This is a genomic window from bacterium (assembly GCA_030648955.1).
Classification (GTDB): domain Bacteria; phylum Patescibacteriota; class Minisyncoccia; order Phycocordibacterales; family JAUSHB01; genus JAUSHB01.
The window spans coordinates 1-16,821 of record JAUSHB010000006.1; the positions used below are offsets into that span (position 1 = coordinate 1).

14 protein-coding genes are annotated in these 16,821 nt (G+C 44.1%); 6 read left to right on the forward strand and 8 right to left on the reverse strand.

Annotated elements, in window-relative coordinates:
• A partial coding sequence (locus Q7S11_00660) for a LamG-like jellyroll fold domain-containing protein (protein ID MDO8572262.1) occupies positions 1-2,022 on the reverse strand: 2,022 nt, incomplete at its 3' end.
• A gap of 377 nt (positions 2,023-2,399) precedes the next feature.
• A complete protein-coding gene (locus Q7S11_00665; protein ID MDO8572263.1) occupies positions 2,400-2,825 on the reverse strand; it encodes an RNA-binding protein in 426 nt (141 codons plus the stop codon).
• 291 nt (positions 2,826-3,116) lie between these two features.
• Between Q7S11_00665 and Q7S11_00670 the strand changes: the two genes are divergently transcribed.
• From Q7S11_00670 to Q7S11_00695, 6 genes are all read left to right on the forward strand, one after another.
• A complete protein-coding gene (locus Q7S11_00670) occupies positions 3,117-3,392 on the forward strand; it encodes a hypothetical protein (GenBank protein MDO8572264.1) in 276 nt (91 codons plus the stop codon).
• A gap of 50 nt (positions 3,393-3,442) precedes the next feature.
• Positions 3,443-4,645, forward strand: coding sequence for a multicopper oxidase domain-containing protein (locus Q7S11_00675; protein ID MDO8572265.1), 1,203 nt, complete (start codon positions 3,443-3,445; stop codon positions 4,643-4,645).
• Between the two features lie 150 nt (positions 4,646-4,795).
• Entirely contained in the window at positions 4,796-5,356 is a 561-nt protein-coding gene (locus Q7S11_00680; GenBank protein ID MDO8572266.1) for a hypothetical protein, read from the forward strand.
• Between the two features lie 43 nt (positions 5,357-5,399).
• The gene (locus Q7S11_00685) at positions 5,400-6,956 is read left to right on the forward strand and encodes an efflux RND transporter periplasmic adaptor subunit (protein ID MDO8572267.1); all 1,557 of its coding nucleotides are present in this window, start codon (positions 5,400-5,402) and stop codon (positions 6,954-6,956) included.
• A gap of 64 nt (positions 6,957-7,020) precedes the next feature.
• A complete protein-coding gene (locus tag Q7S11_00690; protein ID MDO8572268.1) occupies positions 7,021-7,740 on the forward strand; it encodes an ABC transporter ATP-binding protein in 720 nt (239 codons plus the stop codon).
• A 4-nt stretch (positions 7,741-7,744) separates the two neighbouring features.
• On the forward strand, positions 7,745-8,983 hold the full coding sequence (locus Q7S11_00695) for an ABC transporter permease (protein MDO8572269.1): 1,239 nt from the start codon (positions 7,745-7,747) through the stop codon (positions 8,981-8,983).
• Between the two features lie 201 nt (positions 8,984-9,184).
• Here Q7S11_00695 and Q7S11_00700 read toward each other — a convergent pair whose 3' ends face one another.
• The 6 genes from Q7S11_00700 to Q7S11_00725 all read right to left on the reverse strand — a co-directional run bounded on the left by Q7S11_00700 (position 9,185) and on the right by Q7S11_00725 (position 16,819).
• Positions 9,185-9,691: a hypothetical protein gene (locus Q7S11_00700; GenBank protein MDO8572270.1), complete on the reverse strand. Its 507-nt coding sequence runs from the start codon at positions 9,689-9,691 to the stop codon at positions 9,185-9,187.
• Between the two features lie 28 nt (positions 9,692-9,719).
• Positions 9,720-10,313, reverse strand: a complete 594-nt coding sequence (locus Q7S11_00705; GenBank protein ID MDO8572271.1) for a prepilin-type N-terminal cleavage/methylation domain-containing protein — start codon at positions 10,311-10,313, stop codon at positions 9,720-9,722.
• Positions 10,314-10,350: 37 nt separating this feature from the next.
• Positions 10,351-11,280 carry a hypothetical protein gene (locus tag Q7S11_00710; GenBank protein ID MDO8572272.1) on the reverse strand — a complete coding sequence of 310 codons (930 nt, stop codon included), beginning with the start codon at positions 11,278-11,280 and terminating at the stop codon, positions 10,351-10,353.
• Positions 11,281-11,337: 57 nt separating this feature from the next.
• Positions 11,338-12,084: a hypothetical protein gene (locus tag Q7S11_00715; protein MDO8572273.1), complete on the reverse strand. Its 747-nt coding sequence runs from the start codon at positions 12,082-12,084 to the stop codon at positions 11,338-11,340.
• Positions 12,085-12,099: 15 nt separating this feature from the next.
• Positions 12,100-16,023 carry a fibronectin type III domain-containing protein gene (locus Q7S11_00720; GenBank protein MDO8572274.1) on the reverse strand — a complete coding sequence of 1,308 codons (3,924 nt, stop codon included), beginning with the start codon at positions 16,021-16,023 and terminating at the stop codon, positions 12,100-12,102.
• A 97-nt stretch (positions 16,024-16,120) separates the two neighbouring features.
• Positions 16,121-16,819 (reverse strand): type II secretion system protein, encoded by a 699-nt coding sequence (locus Q7S11_00725; GenBank protein ID MDO8572275.1) that lies wholly within the window; start codon positions 16,817-16,819, stop codon positions 16,121-16,123.
• Positions 16,820-16,821: the final 2 nt, after the last annotated feature.

Consider the following 16,821-nt stretch of genomic DNA (forward strand, 5'->3'; position numbering starts at 1 on the left):
GTAGTGTGCAACTCCTGATGTGGTTTCTCCGGCTACAGTTGGGTCGGTGGAAGCATTCCAACTCAAGTTAATTTGAGACGAAGAAACTGCAGTTGCGGAAAGGTTGGTGGGAGTGGTAGGAGCGGTGGTGTCGGGGGTTAGGGTAGATTCTGCAAACAACGTCGGCCGCTCACTCCCCACCCACACAGGGTTGTGGCCTTTGCCACTTTTGTCAGTGATGTCAGTGGGGGTGGGATTCTGGTTGAGGTACCAGATGTTGGTTGCTCCGGCTCCGGTAGAGAGTGGGTTGGCAATTTCATTTTGAATATCGGTGAGTGAAAGGTTGCTTCCGTAGATTTGGATACCACGGAGAACGCCGTTCCATACTTCACTGCCCGGATTCCATGGTGCATCACCCCAGGTGAGTGCGGGAGAAGGAGGGTTGGTGTTGCCCCAAGTTGCAGGTGATGTGCGGATGACTTTGTGAGCAGCATCAGTGTTGGGAAGATCCCAGTAGAACTCGTGTGACTTGGTTCCATCGGGGTTTGTCCATACGCGGAGCGCTTGGGTGTACCAGCGGTTGTACTGAACGGCACCGTTCACGAAGTCTTGCTGTTCGATGGAGATTTCCCAATCGTGGGTGTTACCGTTGGGTGGATTTTGAGGATACGGGTGAGCGCCATAGTAGGAGTCTGCACCACCACCTTTCCAGAGGAATGTACTTAACGTTCCCTGTCCATCATCGTTACCCCAGAAGAATGCGGTGTAGTAACTTGCTTGTTGGCGTGGATAAGCTTGCCAGATGTAGGTGACACCATTGCCGTTGGGACCATAAATGGGGAGACCGTTCAATTGGGGATTGTTGAACTTGAAGCGCATGGTGTTGGCGACACCTGCAGAGCCGGGGAAGTCGAGGCCGGTCACCGTGGCGGTGCCTTGTGCTTGGGTGGTGGCGTTTGCACTAGTTGATTGCGTCGAAACATTTACTCCATCGGTCGCTTGTACTGTATATGAATACGCCGTCGATGCAGTGAGTCCAGTATCGTTGTAGGAGTTGTTGGCAACCGTTGATATAAGTGCTCCACCGCGATACACATTGTAGCCAGTGACGCCGACGTTGTCGGTTGATGCAGTCCAACTTAAATTAATCTGTGATGAAGAGGTGGGTGTGGCTGAAAGATTGGTGGGAGTGGTAGGGGCGGTGGTGTCAGTAGTGGGAGGAGTTGTTGTTGTGCTTGCAAGTCCACTTACTTCACTTGCGGTAAGGGCTCTATTGTATATTAAAACTTCATCAATCTTTCCTGCAAATTGATCAGGACCATCGGGAGCATTACCGACGCGCAATTGAGATGTTGCGCCAGTTCCCAATGTAAATCCGCCAAGTGTTTGTCTGAGAACACCATTGACATACAGATCGGTCGCTCCGCTTCGTGCGATAATCGTAAGGTGAGTCCACGTGTTTAAGGGAGGTGCGTAGGAGAAGGTGAGATCTGAAGTGGCTGATTGAAGGAGCACTAAACCACTCGTGCGTGTTAAATCTAAATTGAATCTCATGCCACTCGCGCTGTACGTAGTACGTTTACCAACAATAGTTCCATAGTCACTAAAATTTGAAGGATTCACCCGTGCGGAGAGTGTGAATGGAAGTGCGGAAATGTCGAGAGTTGTTCCGAGGCTCACATAATCGTTTGTGCCATCAAGGGTGATTGCATTCCCTACTGCTCCCGTGGTCCACGTAGGACCATTGGTGAGTGTGCCGATATAGTTGTTGCCTGAAGAATCAGCTGCGGTAGTTCCCGTTCCCTCGTCGAATTTCCAGTGACCGAGGAGACCACTTGTGGGAACCACTTGCGCACGCTGAGTATTGCCAAGTGAGAGGGAGGCAACTTTCTGTGTAATGTCTTCAAGAGTTTGTTTTAATGTTTGGAGAAGGCTTGCCGCAGCAGATGAGAAGGTGGTCTCTGCCTGTGCGTGGTGAAGTGGGGCGATGGTGGTAACGAACAACAAGGCAAGCACGAAGACAAATAAAGGGAGTTTTTTCATGGGATTGATAGTGTCTGATTGTGTTTATTAAATATATCACTTCAGTATACCGTATGAATATGGGGTGGGGATAGGGGTCGTGGGGATAAGAGCCGGTTCAACATCTAATGCCTCGTTAAAACTCTCGAATTTCGAGCGAAAAATCATGAAGTCCGCCGAAGCATATCGAGATACGTTGAGGAGGAATGAGTGATTTGCAGCCGAAATTCGAAAGTTTTAACAGGCAAGCAACGTTTTGCAACATATTTTACGGTTAGATGTTGAGCGGGCTCTTAGAGAGAGAATAAAAAAAAATATAGGACCACCTACAGAAAAACCCGCCCCAATAACGGGGCGGGTTTTTCTGTAGAGTTTGAGCTCAATTCAGAGAAATTTCCTTAGAAATCTCTTCGTCCTCGGCTTGCACCTCCACCGAAACCTCCGCGCTGTGGGCGTTCCTCTCGGGGGCGTGCTTCATTTACAGTAAGCGCGCGTCCCTCAAGTTCAGTACCATTGAACATTTCAATTGCCTTGTCTGCTTCAGCATCGTTTTCCATTTCCACGAAACCAAATCCCTTTGATCTCCCAGACATGCGGTCGATGATGATAGCAGCAGAGGTAACGGTACCAGCCTGAGCGAAAGTGTTTCGAAGAGTATCCTCATTCGTTCCGAATGAAAGACCTCCCACAAATAACTTTTTTGCCATGTAGTATTCTGTTGTATCTAATTTTCTGTAGGACGACCTCTTCCGTCTAATTAATTTTAGGTGTCCAAGATACTCATATACTGAGTCTTGTATCCACGGCCAGAGAATTTTTAACATTGCTCTACCAACGGAGAAAACCTACGATTTTGTAAGAATACACGAGAATATAAAAAAGTCAATCCCGTATGAAGTTGTCGCGATTTTATCGCCCAATCGTTATACATTATTCCCTTTTATGCATGTTTTTGAAAACTTGGGTAATAGTGATGGTTACCTGTCTGCGTGCGCCCACGCACAGGCAGACAACTTCTGACGGGATCAACCCCGAGATGTCCCCTCCGGATATCAACAGGTATCTTTCTTCTTTTTTTGTTAAAAACTCTTATGGTTGCTATACTAAGTGTATATATGTTTCCATTCGATTCCCCAAAGCCAAGAGTTTCAAAAGACGAGTTCAAAAAAGTCCGCAGTCTTCTTATGTCAAAAGGATTTAATCCTCATGATATCACCGAGGCGGAAGAAGTCTTCCGTGCAGATTTAGATAGCGACGGAACGAGCGGAAGTGGAATTAGCGGAAAAGAAATTGACGCCGGAATTACGTGGCTTAAACAAAATATCGGCAAGCATCGCCTTTCGGAACAAAAGGTTGATATTTTAGAAAGTATTTTACGGAGTAAGCTTTAACGATACTCAACGGGTTTTAATTATCATTCATAGCGGTTCTTTTAAAATTTATGAACAATAGATCAGTAGTAATAGGAATTATAATATTGGTAATAATTAGTGGAGGAATTATTTATAGCATTAAACAAACTAGGGACGGATATGTTACTCCTCCATCAAAAACTGTAGAAACTGACGACATCAGCCGAAAAGCAAACACTATTCCAGGACCAATAACGCGCAAGGAAAATACAAAAGTTGTCGTCAATCTTGAAGCGCGACAAGTTGTTGCAGAGATCGCTCCAGGAACAACGTATGAATATTGGACATACAATGGCACTGTTCCCGGGCCATTCATTCGTGTTAAAGAAGGTGACACCGTGGAAGTACGACTCGCACATGTTCATGCCGATAGTGGAAGCCATGCTTCTCAAGATTTTCCCCATTCGTTTTCTGTTGATAATTTCTCAGTCGCAGTAGCAGAAGCAGACGCGGGACACAATAATGGTACCAATGAAATGCCCATGAATACAGGAGATGGACACGCGATGTCCGCCGAAGACGCGACACATGAGGCAGAGGGACATGGCGAGCATTCAATAGATCTTCATTCTGTAATGGGACCTGGTGGAGGCGCAATGCTTTCAAAAACAAAACCAGATGAAACAACTGTGTTTCAATTCAAGGCACAGCGTGCCGGTCTTTTCATTTATCACTGTGCGAGTCCGCATATTCCGACACATATTGCCAACGGCATGTACGGCATGATTTTGGTTGAACCACAAGAAGGATTGCGCCCTGTGGACAAAGAATTTTATGTGATGCAAGCAGACATGTATACAAAGGGTCTATTTGGACAGAAAGGTCATCAAGAACTGGATTTGGAAAAGCTAAAAAATGAACGTCCGGAATATTTTGTATTCAATGGACGCGTTGGCGGTGTCGCGGGAGAAAATGCAATCCATGTGAAAGCAGGAGAAACGGTGAGAATTTTCTTCGGTGTCGGTACACATATTGCGTCAAATTTCCATATCATCGGCGGGATTTTTGATCGCCTCTATCCTGAAGGCGACATCATCTCCCCTCCTCATCGAAACGTGCAAACAACTATCGTGCCACCGGGCGGCTCGGCAATGATCGAAACTACTTTTGATGTTCCCGGCAAATATCTCCTCGTTGACCACAGCCTCTCGCGGGCAATTGACAAGGGCGCTTTGGGAGAAATTATTGTGGAGGGCGTTCCGCGACCGGATGTGTTCAATAAAATACAGTAGAGAAAAAAATAATTAATAACTAATATTTATTCCAAACACTCCGGTTTTAAAACTGGAGTGTTTTTAAACAAACTACTGGAAATATCGAGCAATAGATGGTAGAGTGAGAACTCGATAGAAGATTGATCTGCGATTTAAAACTCTACCAGGATGGATATTTTTTCACACGGATTATGGGCAGGGGCTGCGGCACAGGCGATTAACACGGGAGAAAAAGCACAGAGGTTCACCAAACGGCGTGTTTCGGGGCGATGGGCTTTTTTCTGGGGTATCTTTCCAGACCTTTTTGCGTTCACAATTCCCTTTGTGTGGATGGTAGGACAAATAGCTATCGGAAATGGAGTATGGGAAGGATTTCATCCTCCGCATGAGCCGGTACAAGGGAACTCAATTCCTTTCTTGGCCCTTACGTCACTGCTGTATAATTTTAGTCACAGTATTCCCATATTTCTCCTTTTATTTACTCTCGCGTATGTTATTTTAAAGCGTCCACTCTGGGAAATGTCGGGAATTCTTGTCCATATCATCTCTGATATTCCGACACATTCATACGCGTTCTTCCCTACTCCATTCCTCTGGCCGTTGTCAGATTTTAAAGTGAATGGAATATCGTGGGGCACGCCATGGTTTATGGTGCTTAATTATTCGGCGATTATTCTTATATACACATTACTGCACAGAAAAAATCGTACACCACTTGTAAAAACTTAAACAGCATTTTTTTAATATCACTTATTCAAATTATAAAAACATTATGCAATTTCCATCGTTTCTCACGCGTTCAAAAATTATCATCATCGTTGCCGTTGCCGTAATCGGGGTCGGCGGTTTCCTGTATTTCAATCGAACGCAAACGTCTTCATATGAAACGGTTGCCGTAAAGCGCGGTACCCTTACCCAAGAAGTCAGCGTCACGGGAACCGTAACACCAGTCAAAAGTGCTGTGCTTGCATTCGAAAAGGGTGGCAAAATAAAAGGAATTTATGTTGATGTCGGGCAAAGGGTTGTGGCAGGACAAGTCCTCGCGGAAACAGACAACGCTGAATTGAAGGCGGGAATTCTGGATGCCGAAGCAAACCTTGCCGCCGAAAACGCGAAACTTGCCGAATTCAAGCGTGGAAGCCGTCCCGAAGAACTTCAGGTTTCAGAAACAAAAGTTGCCAATGCAAAAATATCCCAAATGGACGCAGACCAAAATCTGCGAGACAAAATCGGGGATGCATACACAAAAGCAGATGACGCAGTACGCAATCAAGTTGATCAATTTATGAGTAATCCGCGTACATCGACACCACAGCTTAATTTTGTTGTAGCAGACGAACAACTTCGTATCAATATTGTAGAGAAGCGATATGTCATTGAACTCTTATTTCTCCCATGGCAAAAAGATATTTCTCTCCTGGGAAATACCCTAGCCCCGAAACAGTCAGGAAAACTTGCCCAGGAAAATCTTGCAACCATTAAGGGGTTTCTCGACAAAGTAGCACTTGCAGTAAACGCAATCACTCCATCGGGAACACTTTCGCAAACGACTATTGATAATTACAAGGGGAGTATCACTACAGCGCGTTCAAATATCAATACAGCGATTGTAAATCTCACTGCGGCCGAAGAGAAATTCCGCACAGCGGATGGAACACTTCTTCTGGCACAAAACGAGCTTACTCTCAAGCAAGCAGGAACAAATGAAGAACAGATCGCCGGCCAGGAAGCACGCGTAAAACAGGCGGAAGCAAAAGTGGAGACGGCGCATGCACAATTTGAAAAAACAATACTTCGCTCGCCAATTTCCGGAGTTATCACCAAAAAAGACACGCGAGTGGGAGAAATTATATCCGGAAATGGAAGCGTCCTTTCCGTCATAACAGATCAAAATCTTGAATTGGATGTCAATATACCGGAAACCGATATCGCAAAAATAAAAATCGGAAATACGGCAACCGTAACCCTTGATGCATATGGGGACGGTGTTATTTTTGGAGCAACTATTGGAAGTATCGATCCTGCCGCAACTGTTATCGAGAGCGTGCCCACATACAAGACAACGCTCTACTTCATTAAATATGACTCGAAAGTGAAATCCGGCATGACCGCAAATATCGATATCTTGACGAATAAACGCGAAAATACACTCTCCGTTCCGACACGCGCCATTACCATGAATGGTGTGGGTGCGAGCGTGAATGTGGAAAATTCTGATCATACGATCCGTACTATTCCCGTAACCATAGGAATGAAAAGTTCAGATGGAAGAACTGAGATTATTGACGGACTGAAAGAAGGCGACCGGGTTATTTTAAATACACAGTAGTAATGACACGATGCTTTAGGGTAACTAATTTTCTATCAATAGAAATGGGGTTCAATGTAACATCATGAGTATCATAAGTACAAAAAATCTAACAAAGACGTACATTGATGAAAATGTAGAAACAAAAGTACTTCGCAGGGTTACCTTTGATATTAATCGAGGTGAGTTTGTTGCAATTATGGGACCATCAGGGTCGGGCAAATCAACATTACTCCATGTTTTGGGATTTCTCGATCGACATACTGATGGCACATACCTTTTTGAAAACAAAACAATAGATGACTATACCCCCGAAGAAATTGCACACGTACGGAACAAAAAAATGGGATTTGTGTTCCAAGCATTCAACCTCCTCGCGCGTACAACGGTTCTTGAAAATGTAAAACTTCCTCTTCTCTATTCCGCAACACCCCAATCAGAGTGGGATACACTTGCACAGAAAGCGATTGAATCGGTTGGTCTTTCTCATAGGTCAAATTATGACACCTCTCAGCTCTCAGGCGGCGAACGGCAGCGGGTTGCTATCGCGCGAGCACTCGTAAATAATCCAGAAATAATCTTCGCAGACGAGCCGACAGGAAACCTCGATTCAAAATCGGGAGAAGCGGTAATTGATATCCTTCAGCGTTTAAACGAAGAAAGTGGACACACGATTATTTTGATTACTCATGAAACACACACTGCGGAGCATGCCCGGCGGATAATCCGCATCCTTGATGGACAGATCGCAAGTGATGAACTCGTAAAAAAACAGCGCAGGACGGGCGATAGCATGCTTAAATAAATTTATGATATTACGCTATAGCATCAAAACAGCGTTTCGCGGTCTCACCACCCATAAATCACGATCGGCTCTTACTATACTTGGTATTGTCATCGGCGTTGCTGCTATTATCCTTGTCGTATCCTTGGGAGAGGGAGCGCAAAATCTCATCCTAGGGCAAATACAAGGATTGGGATCAAAAACTATTGCTGTCATTCCCGGTCGAGAGCCTACTGGTCCTTCGGATGCCGCACAAATCTTCAGTGACTCACTTAAAGAAAAAGACCTTGTCGCACTTAAGAAGAAAGAAAACGTACCGACACTTAAAAACATTATGCCGGTTGTTTTTGGTGGTGAATCAGCTTCGTATCAAGGAGAGACGTATCGCCTGACACTTTTTGGAGGAACAGATTTGATGGCTGAAATTTTTAACCTTTATCCATCTGAAGGGATATTTATTAGCGATGATGATATAAAGGGACTTGCAAGCGTCGTCGTCATTGGCTCAAAGGTCAAAGACGAACTTTTTGGTTCTTCACCAGCTTTGGGTGAAAAAATAAAAATCAAAGATAAAAGTTTGCGCGTAATCGGAGTGCTCCCCAAGAAAGGACAGTCTTCATTTTTTAATTTTGATGAAATGGCGATCGTCCCCTACACTACGATGCAAAAATATATTTTGGGAATCAATTATTTTCACCGTTTTATTGTCGAGTCAGAGAATGAAGATCTTATTTCCCGAACTGTCGATGATGTCAATCAAACACTTCGAGAGTCGCACGACATTACCGACCCGTCAAAAGATGATTTTTTCGTGCAAACGCAAGAAGATCTGGTTAAAAGTTTAGGGACAATTACCACGGCCCTTACCCTGTTTCTTGCTGCTGTCGCAGCAATATCACTTATCGTTGGTGGTATTGGAATCATGAATATTATGCTTGTGTCGGTAACGGAACGTACAAGAGAAATAGGTCTTCGAAAAGCTCTGGGAGCAACGAATCGTGACGTACTTACGCAATTCTTACTTGAAGCAGTGATGCTCACGGCCACAGGAGGTATTATGGGAATAGCACTCGGCACAACATTTTCTTTTTTAATATCTTTGATTCTTTCCAAGACACTGGCGATGTTGTGGACATTTACATTTCCCGTTGGTGCGTCTATTGTTGGTATTCTTGTTTCGGGGACGATTGGAATTATTTTTGGTCTCTACCCTGCGCGAAAAGCATCACAAAAAAGTCCCATGGAAGCACTTCGTTACGAATAGTACTTCAAGCCAAGGAAATACGATTTTTTTAATACCTATCGAACATAGACTAGCTAAGACTTGATGGACTTTAAATAATGTACCCTCAAATAATTCCTTGTAACATTCTTGTCTTAACATCTTCACGATCGTGAAGATGTTAAGTGGGTAATAATCCAACTATGATTATATATATAGATTATATACACGAGTATTTGATATTTAATTTGTTAACTCTTGCCAAGTAGCGGATGAAATTTCTCCGTGTAAAGACGCGTCAAATAGGACGGAAACCTGAAGCGTTCGCGTGCTTGATTTTGCTTGACCTTTTGAAGTAACAACCTTTGGATCACCCAGTGCTCCTGTCCCGCTTGAAACAACGATACGGGCACACGCATTATTTGTTGTACATCCATTGGGAGCAAACTCAACCGTGTAGCAATCTGCTGATGTACACGAATAGTTTTTCTTTCGTGCGATTTTTATCAATGCATCACGAGCGCCTGCTTCAGCATAACGAAGAGCCTGTGCTGAATTTTTTGACCCTGCAGATATAAAGCTTTCAGTCAAACTTGTTGCGGTAATACCTATACCAATAGCAAGTATAAGCATCCCGAGCGCGATCACGGTGGGAAGGGTTGCTACCCCGCGCGATACACCGTCTAGCGATGCACGCATACTGACTTTTAGTTTTCTTTCTTTTGCATTATTCATTGAACCTTTTATCATAAAAATTTAATTTTTTTCGATTGTGAGATTATCGCAATGTAACAGTTGTCGTGGCGGTATTTTTATACTGAAATTCTGGGCTTGTATTTTTATGCTGTAGGGAAATTCCAATCCTGATACTTGTAGTCGTTGCGGAAAGCAATGTGGAAACAAGATTTGTATTTTCAAGTCGCGTAAATCGAGCATTCACCACGTTGACGGTAGTACTTGCAGTGATAGGTTCAGGTGCACTCACTCCTACTGTTCTTCGCAACTCTCCCCCTGAAATATCATAGACAACGGCTTGTCCTCCAATAGTCATCACTAATGTGGTGGTGGATGAATTAGCATCTGCGGTACAGCTCGGGGTGCATGACGGCGTAGTTACTGATGTTGCCGATTTAATATCCTGTGTTAATCGTTCTAAAGAAAAACGGATTGCAGAATTTACGTCCGATTGCGCTTCCGCCTTCCCTTTTCCGACGCTCATAGAGATAAAGGATGATGAAATAATAACCATGATAATGGCGAGAAGCGCGATGTAGATAAGTAACTCCAGAAGACTGACGCCGCGAGTAAAACGCGAGGAGTAGTTGGTATATAGTATGTGCCAAATAGTATTTTTACTTTGTGTTTTTTTCATAGCCAATCGTTAGATATTTTTCTCCCAATATTTCTGCTTATGGCGCCCAGTTTACAATGACATCATTGACCACGGGACTTGAGTCTCCAGGATCAACACAATCTTTTGAGCAAATTTGAATTTTATATCTGAAATAACGTTTATTATTTTGAAATTGCGATGGAGCGCATGTAATTTCAATGGGGATATCTTGCGATTGCGCATTGATTGTTCCGGGATCATACCAATCAGAATTACTACAAGTTCCTCCACCCTTATAATCACTTGAGCCCGAACCCCATGAACCAATGGTGCACCCGACGTCAGTTTGACCACCCAAGCAATTTGAAGTAGCAATTTGAAATCTCACCTTACCAGGATAACTTCCACTTCCCAGTGTCCCCTTCCAAAGAATTGAGTTGTACGCCGCACCACTTACAACCCCGCTATCAAACACTGCTGAAGTTAGTTCTCCTTTTATAGAAATTCCTCCACACGTAGGCGGCTTATACCGATGCGTCTCCACCATCTTCTCCCCAAGCCCATAGAGCGTAACCCCTGAAGGATCGATGGTAAGTGTGTAGGAATAGCTTCCTGCGGATGTGGGATTGATTTTCCCTGTTGTGTCTTTGTAGAGTATTTCGAACGGCGTGGGAACAACCACAGCAGGAAGATTAAAAGTTTTCGTGGTTCCCCCATCACCATCAATGGAGAGCGCGATGCTTCCCGCACCTCCAGTGTACACGCCGGATACTTTGAAATAGAGCGACTTAACGGGATTAGCAACGCCGTTTAAATTGTCCCCGATATAGAGAGTGAATTGATGGTTGATGGTGCTGGAAACGGCGACATCTGAATTACCAACAAAGGTTTCGGTGGTTTTGATTTGATCAGCAGCAATGGCGATATATCCAACCATGCCGAACGATAGTGCAAAAAGGGTTGCGAAAAAAAATGGAAAAAATGTTTTTTTATATTTTATAATCATGCTCTATACCTATCGAAGAATGTGGGTAATTACTGGTCAATAGTCAAATATTTTTCCCTATTTTACGGGCGTTGTGTAAGCGCCGAGAGAAGTAATGACCGAGTACATCCATATTTTTCCATCGGTATTATAGAAAAAATTAAGTCCCGTAATCATGGCGTCCGAAAATTGAGGAAGTGTTTGAAGTGAAATAACGGCATTGCCGGAATCATACCAGTTTTTAGGAAGATCAAACCCATACGCGCTTGATTCAATTTCTTTTTGAGAAATGATTTTATTACCCTGCATAATAATTTCATATCCCTTCTTTTTGTTTTTTGAACCGAATCCAATTTGCCAATAACTTGACCGTCCATCAAGACCGATACTCCCCCGTGATTGTACGAACACGAGCTTCGCATCAATCGCCCATTTCTTTGCTTCTATTACTGCGCGTTCATAACTCCCCTTAAGGGTGAGTTCCGCCCCAACAACCACTACACGATCTCGGTCATTCTTGGGAACCAGGGGCACTGGATATGCGGTGGTATTGCGCTCCATGAGCTTACCTTCAGTTCCAGTAATACGCTCTGTCTCGGGGATACTTACTGAATCAATCACCGTATGGGGTTTGCCACCAATTCCAATCTTTTTTTCTATAGCAGGGTACATTTTTATAACCAAAACAATAGTGATGATAAGGGCGATAATAACTATGGAAATCCTAAATACCCGCGAATGATTTTTTTTCTCTTCAGGGTTTAATCCCGACTTACGAGGACTTTGAGTTTGCATGATTGTGTCAAAAAATTTATTTCCCGACATGGTGCTTATGTAATATTAAGGATTAAATCCATACGTCATAATAAATCGTGCGGAAGTAATGTATATGCTCGCAGTCGATGGTGTAATCACAAGCTTGTTGCATTGTACTCCGGGGTTCATTGGATTTGCGTTGGTACATAATCCAGAATCATTGAGATTAAGTGTTGCTTCCGTAGGCGGAGCACTCCCGTCAGCAATCTTATATAACAGTCTGAAGTTAGTGAGACTACTCCCTGGGATGGTAAATATTTTTGCAGCAAGATTATTTGCCTGAAGCGCAAGAGTACCGCTTCCGCTTACAATACCCAGTACTTCTATATACGCGCTCTTGATTGTTTGCCCAACCTCCGGTGCAAGAATAGTAAAGTAAGTTGTGGTCGCGGAAGCAATAACCGTTGGCTCACCAAAGAGTGATGTCTGCGTTGTTTTTGCCGGTTGTGTTACGCTTTGTGTTTGAAAGCTACCTGTCGCACCAAGAATTCCCGTTTCATTTCCAGCATTGTCTTTCGATCGCACACGATAGTAATATATTGTGCCGGAATTGAGATTGGGGAACACAACGGCGTGTGAAGTGACCAACGTTGGATCAAGTATTGTGCATTCGTTGGTGCCACTACAATCATACCCTCCAATAAATGTTCCGCTTGTATTGTACTCAACGCGACTCGTTGATAACTCAAGCGATGTATCCCAGGTGATTGTTGCAGAATTCGTTCCTGGTGATCCGGACGATATGTTGCTGACTATCGGCGGCGTAGTGTCAATATTAATGTCTGTCTCTGTTTCTAAGTTCCCACCAAATGACACCCATGCACTTGGATAATCTCCAAGCCCGCCACAGGATGTAGTATGCGCTCCCCCTTTGTTGTGACATGTTCGTGCTTGCCAATGATAGGTGTTGTCAGACGGAGAAATTGATATTGAGCCAGTTGCAGGACCAGAACCAGCAGACCCCGCCCCCTCCACCGCAGATCCACATGCCGCAGTTCCTGTGCATAAAAATGAAGTTCCAATTGACCTATATTCAAATTGCGGATACAAGGTGCCCAAGAAAATGCCAGGTACTTCCATTGTCTGTTTGAGATATATTGGGGTTGCGGACGCAGTGTTGCCAATACCGATTGATTGCGTAAGTCCCAAATCTTTGAATTGGTCGAGACCAACCGGTTCACTTGGCGTATTCGATAAAATGGTAAATAATTTCCCATTTGAATCATAGCCGTTTGATTTGAGTACCACATTCCCCGTCGCAGACCCTAAAGGCACTTGGGTGCTCATCGCCGTGTTCGTCCACCCGCTTGCGCCCCAATAGTTTGCAACAATACTTGAAGTAAACATTACGCGGTCGTTGGTGGTAAATGCAGGGGTGTTTACCAAATCCGAATCAGTGCCGGGCGATCCCGTTCCACACACTGCGGCATTTTGACAAAAATGATTTCCGTCTACCGTTACTGCGCTACCCTCTGATTGAGATGTCGGCGTAAACCCCGTAATCCGAGGTAGCACCCTAAAGCCAGTTGTAGTATAGGTATGAGTCTTGTTATTGGAATCGCTTCCTTGTTGCATTACCAAACTTCCTGTGTATGTGCTATCTGCAATTGCGGGAGATACTTGTGCTTGTATAAGTGTATTCGACCATGATCCTGTGATAACGCTTATTCCAATAATTTGAACATCCCCTCCAATGGATGCACTGCCAAACCGTGTACCATCGAGGAATACTTCACCGTCAGTGAGCCCATTGGGACACAGGGGATCGCTTGCGTCATATTCACGGGCATATGTTCCAACAGGAAATCCTGGTTTATCACACGCTCGAACGCCGGTAATCTGCGGCAACACATAAAAATTGAGTCCAGTGCTTGTCTGTCCTCCCACGGTTATCGTGAGTGCGCTTGCGCCGCCAAAATTCGTTCCCCAATCAGAATCTGTATCGCCAACAACCGCAGAATCGGTTAAAAAAGTAATTGAAGTATCTGTCCACACGATTACGTTAGCATCAGCGATTTGTTTAGTGCCCACCTTGATGTTGTTTCCTCCTGTTGAGCGATTCCCCACTCCCACGGTATTAAAGTTAGTTCCTGTTACAACAACTGTTTGTCGAAATCCCGCGCCTCCACCAATACGAGCACCGCATTCTGTACATGCCACGACATAATCCAACCCCCCTTCTGTTGAATTTACATAACTGGTAATTGAGGGTGGCGGAGTGGTATACCGCCATGAAACTTGTTCAACGGCCGCCACAACATTAGATCCAGTTGAGCCTAGATTTACGGTATATGTTCCATTCCCCGTAATTTCGTTGTTGATATTTTTGTCAAAAAAAAGAACCCATAGATATTCTCCCGTGGAATCCCAATTATACGCGGACGGCGCGGTTGGACTAATAGAAATATTTACCAGCCGATCCACCGTAACCCCACTTACTGAACTCGCCGCAGTAGAAGACCTGAAACTTCCCGCGAGAGGGGTCCCCGCAATAGTTATATTGACAGCAGGAGTTCCCGTGGTTCCATATGCACTCTGTTGTACCGCCCAAAAAATCGCCGAAGCGGATTGCGTTGCAGAATTTTTTGCAAATGAGTATGTAATAATCAATTGTGCGGTGCGCGATGTCATGGTGCCAGTAAAGGTTGCGGAAAGCTGATTATTCCCCTGCACCATGGAGCCGAGATTGTTAATGTCGCTCGAGAGTATCCAGAAGTTGTTCATAATTTCATTTGATGCTGTGTATGTATACGAAGTGGCGGGCGTGGGGACACTTGCTCCCAGTTGCGCAGCAAGCCCAAGGGAATCATTTGTTACCGCATGTGCAGTACCACGCATGTAGATATTCTTAAACGATGGGGTATCTTCTGGAATGTTTATAGTATCCGTCACATCAAGTGGAACTGCTGATGCTTTATTCCCATTAGATTCCAGCATGATCTCCTCAGTCTGCATGAGGGTTGTTGAATTCGTGTAATTAAATTTATAGGTAATAACCTGCTCCGCAGAAACAAGATTCATTTGATACCCGACAGTAGCGGCAATTTTTAAGTTATGAGCGACATTGAGTGTCAGTGAATTCTTTGGATGAAGTATGTAAATTGCTTGGCTGTTCGTTCCTCCACTATTATCCAAATAATACGCGCTTGCTGCATCGGCATCATAATTTACCGCAAAGGTGCTGTCCGTTGTTCCTGTCGCAGGGATTTGTCCGCGTATTTCTGACCATGCAGAAACGACAACAGGAGAATCTTCCGTTACAGCCATAGTGGGACTTGTAAAGGTAACACCCGTTGCGCCTACTGCAACATTTCCTGCAGATTGCCCAATACGATACTTGATGGTGCTGATTTGCGTCGCAGCAGTGTCATCATAATCATAAGTAATGAACATTTTTGCGTTTTCCATTTTGCGCGGCACACCCGCGACATTCGCGCGAAATGTGATATTCTTGGTACCCGGTCCCTGCATGGCGGCCTGCATAGCAGTAGTAAAATTCGGCCTTACGAGAATCGTATAGTTTTCACCCGAAGATTGATATGACGCTGAATTAAAAACGGTTTCAGAAAATCCCGAGGGCGTGAGGCCGAGCGTAACGATCCCCGGAGGTCCTGTGAGTGCGCTTTGAAATGTATAATCAATCCACGCCGACTTGATCATTGTGGGTGATACAATGGCATCAGGCAAGTCTATGGTAAATACGGAATTCCAATTTGTTCCCGCGGCAACACCTATTCCCGATGTTTGATTTTGCCCGACAAAAAATTCTATTGTTTTTGTTTTCGTTCCCGCAGCATGGGCTATTGGAATCTTACCAATACCTCCTTGACCAGTAAAAAAATAACCGATGAGCACCGCGGACATGTTTGAGAATGCGAACAGTGCAATAAACAACGTAATCAAGAGTTGTTTAAATGTATTTTTCAATAAAGTAAAGATCTTGATCATAGAACGTACGTGGCATATTAACAGCACATTTATATTTGAAATTATACACGCCTGAAGATATTTTGACTAATACTCACAAGACTATCTGTGCTCATTATTATTGTAATTTAATAGCCCCCGGCATGCTTGTGTTGTCTATGTTTCCATCATCAGAAAAATATGAATTTGGGGATATACTGCAGGAAGATGACGGTGCTGGGTCAGCAGGAAACGATTTTCCTGCGCTCCAATTGGTCTGAGGACAAACCTTGTTCCGCCAACGAATCACATATTCTGTTTGCACGATAGGTTCTCCCCCACTCCAACTAACCGAAACGACAACTTTTTGAGTAGACGGATCGTCTGAATAGTTACCAACTGGACTGCATGTGGTACTACTCGCAACCCCGCGACTGCCATCATTACATCGGCTTACGTTTTCAATAATAAAATATCTCATAAAATTAACTCCGTTCACCAAAATTGATTCATCGGAACCGCCTGCTGAAACAGACCACGTTCCATTCAAAGCAACGGGATAGTAATGCGTACCATTATGTGCCAACCCGAATATAGTCTGCCATCTTCCATCTCCAATTGCGCGAATTGCTTCAATGGTCTCATTGAGGATTCCTACTGCCACATCCCTCTCTCCTGCCATCTTATCACTTTGTAAACTTACAAATACCATTTGTGAACCAATTGAAAGAATGATGCCCAGAATCGCTGTGGCGACAAGGATTTCAAGAAGCAACGCCCCGCGTTTTTGGGTAGAACGTAGAATATAAAGTTTTGAATTCGGAAATGATTTCAACATAA

Excerpts from the sequence above, each read along its gene's own strand:
- Q7S11_00665 (MDO8572263.1), bottom strand. The coding sequence starts at position 2,825 with ATGTTAAAAATTCTCTGGCCGTGGATACAAGACTCAGTATATGAGTAT.
- Q7S11_00670 (MDO8572264.1), top strand. The coding sequence starts at position 3,117 with ATGTTTCCATTCGATTCCCCAAAGCCAAGAGTTTCAAAAGACGAGTTC.
- Q7S11_00675 (MDO8572265.1), top strand. The coding sequence starts at position 3,443 with ATGAACAATAGATCAGTAGTAATAGGAATTATAATATTGGTAATAATT.
- Q7S11_00680 (MDO8572266.1), top strand. The coding sequence starts at position 4,796 with ATGGATATTTTTTCACACGGATTATGGGCAGGGGCTGCGGCACAGGCG.
- Q7S11_00685 (MDO8572267.1), top strand. The coding sequence starts at position 5,400 with ATGCAATTTCCATCGTTTCTCACGCGTTCAAAAATTATCATCATCGTT.
- Q7S11_00690 (MDO8572268.1), top strand. The coding sequence starts at position 7,021 with ATGAGTATCATAAGTACAAAAAATCTAACAAAGACGTACATTGATGAA.
- Q7S11_00695 (MDO8572269.1), top strand. The coding sequence starts at position 7,745 with ATGATATTACGCTATAGCATCAAAACAGCGTTTCGCGGTCTCACCACC.
- Q7S11_00700 (MDO8572270.1), bottom strand. The coding sequence starts at position 9,691 with ATGATAAAAGGTTCAATGAATAATGCAAAAGAAAGAAAACTAAAAGTC.
- Q7S11_00705 (MDO8572271.1), bottom strand. The coding sequence starts at position 10,313 with ATGAAAAAAACACAAAGTAAAAATACTATTTGGCACATACTATATACC.
- Q7S11_00710 (MDO8572272.1), bottom strand. The coding sequence starts at position 11,280 with ATGATTATAAAATATAAAAAAACATTTTTTCCATTTTTTTTCGCAACC.
- Q7S11_00715 (MDO8572273.1), bottom strand. The coding sequence starts at position 12,084 with ATGTCGGGAAATAAATTTTTTGACACAATCATGCAAACTCAAAGTCCT.
- Q7S11_00720 (MDO8572274.1), bottom strand. The coding sequence starts at position 16,023 with ATGATCAAGATCTTTACTTTATTGAAAAATACATTTAAACAACTCTTG.
- Q7S11_00725 (MDO8572275.1), bottom strand. The coding sequence starts at position 16,819 with ATGTTGAAATCATTTCCGAATTCAAAACTTTATATTCTACGTTCTACC.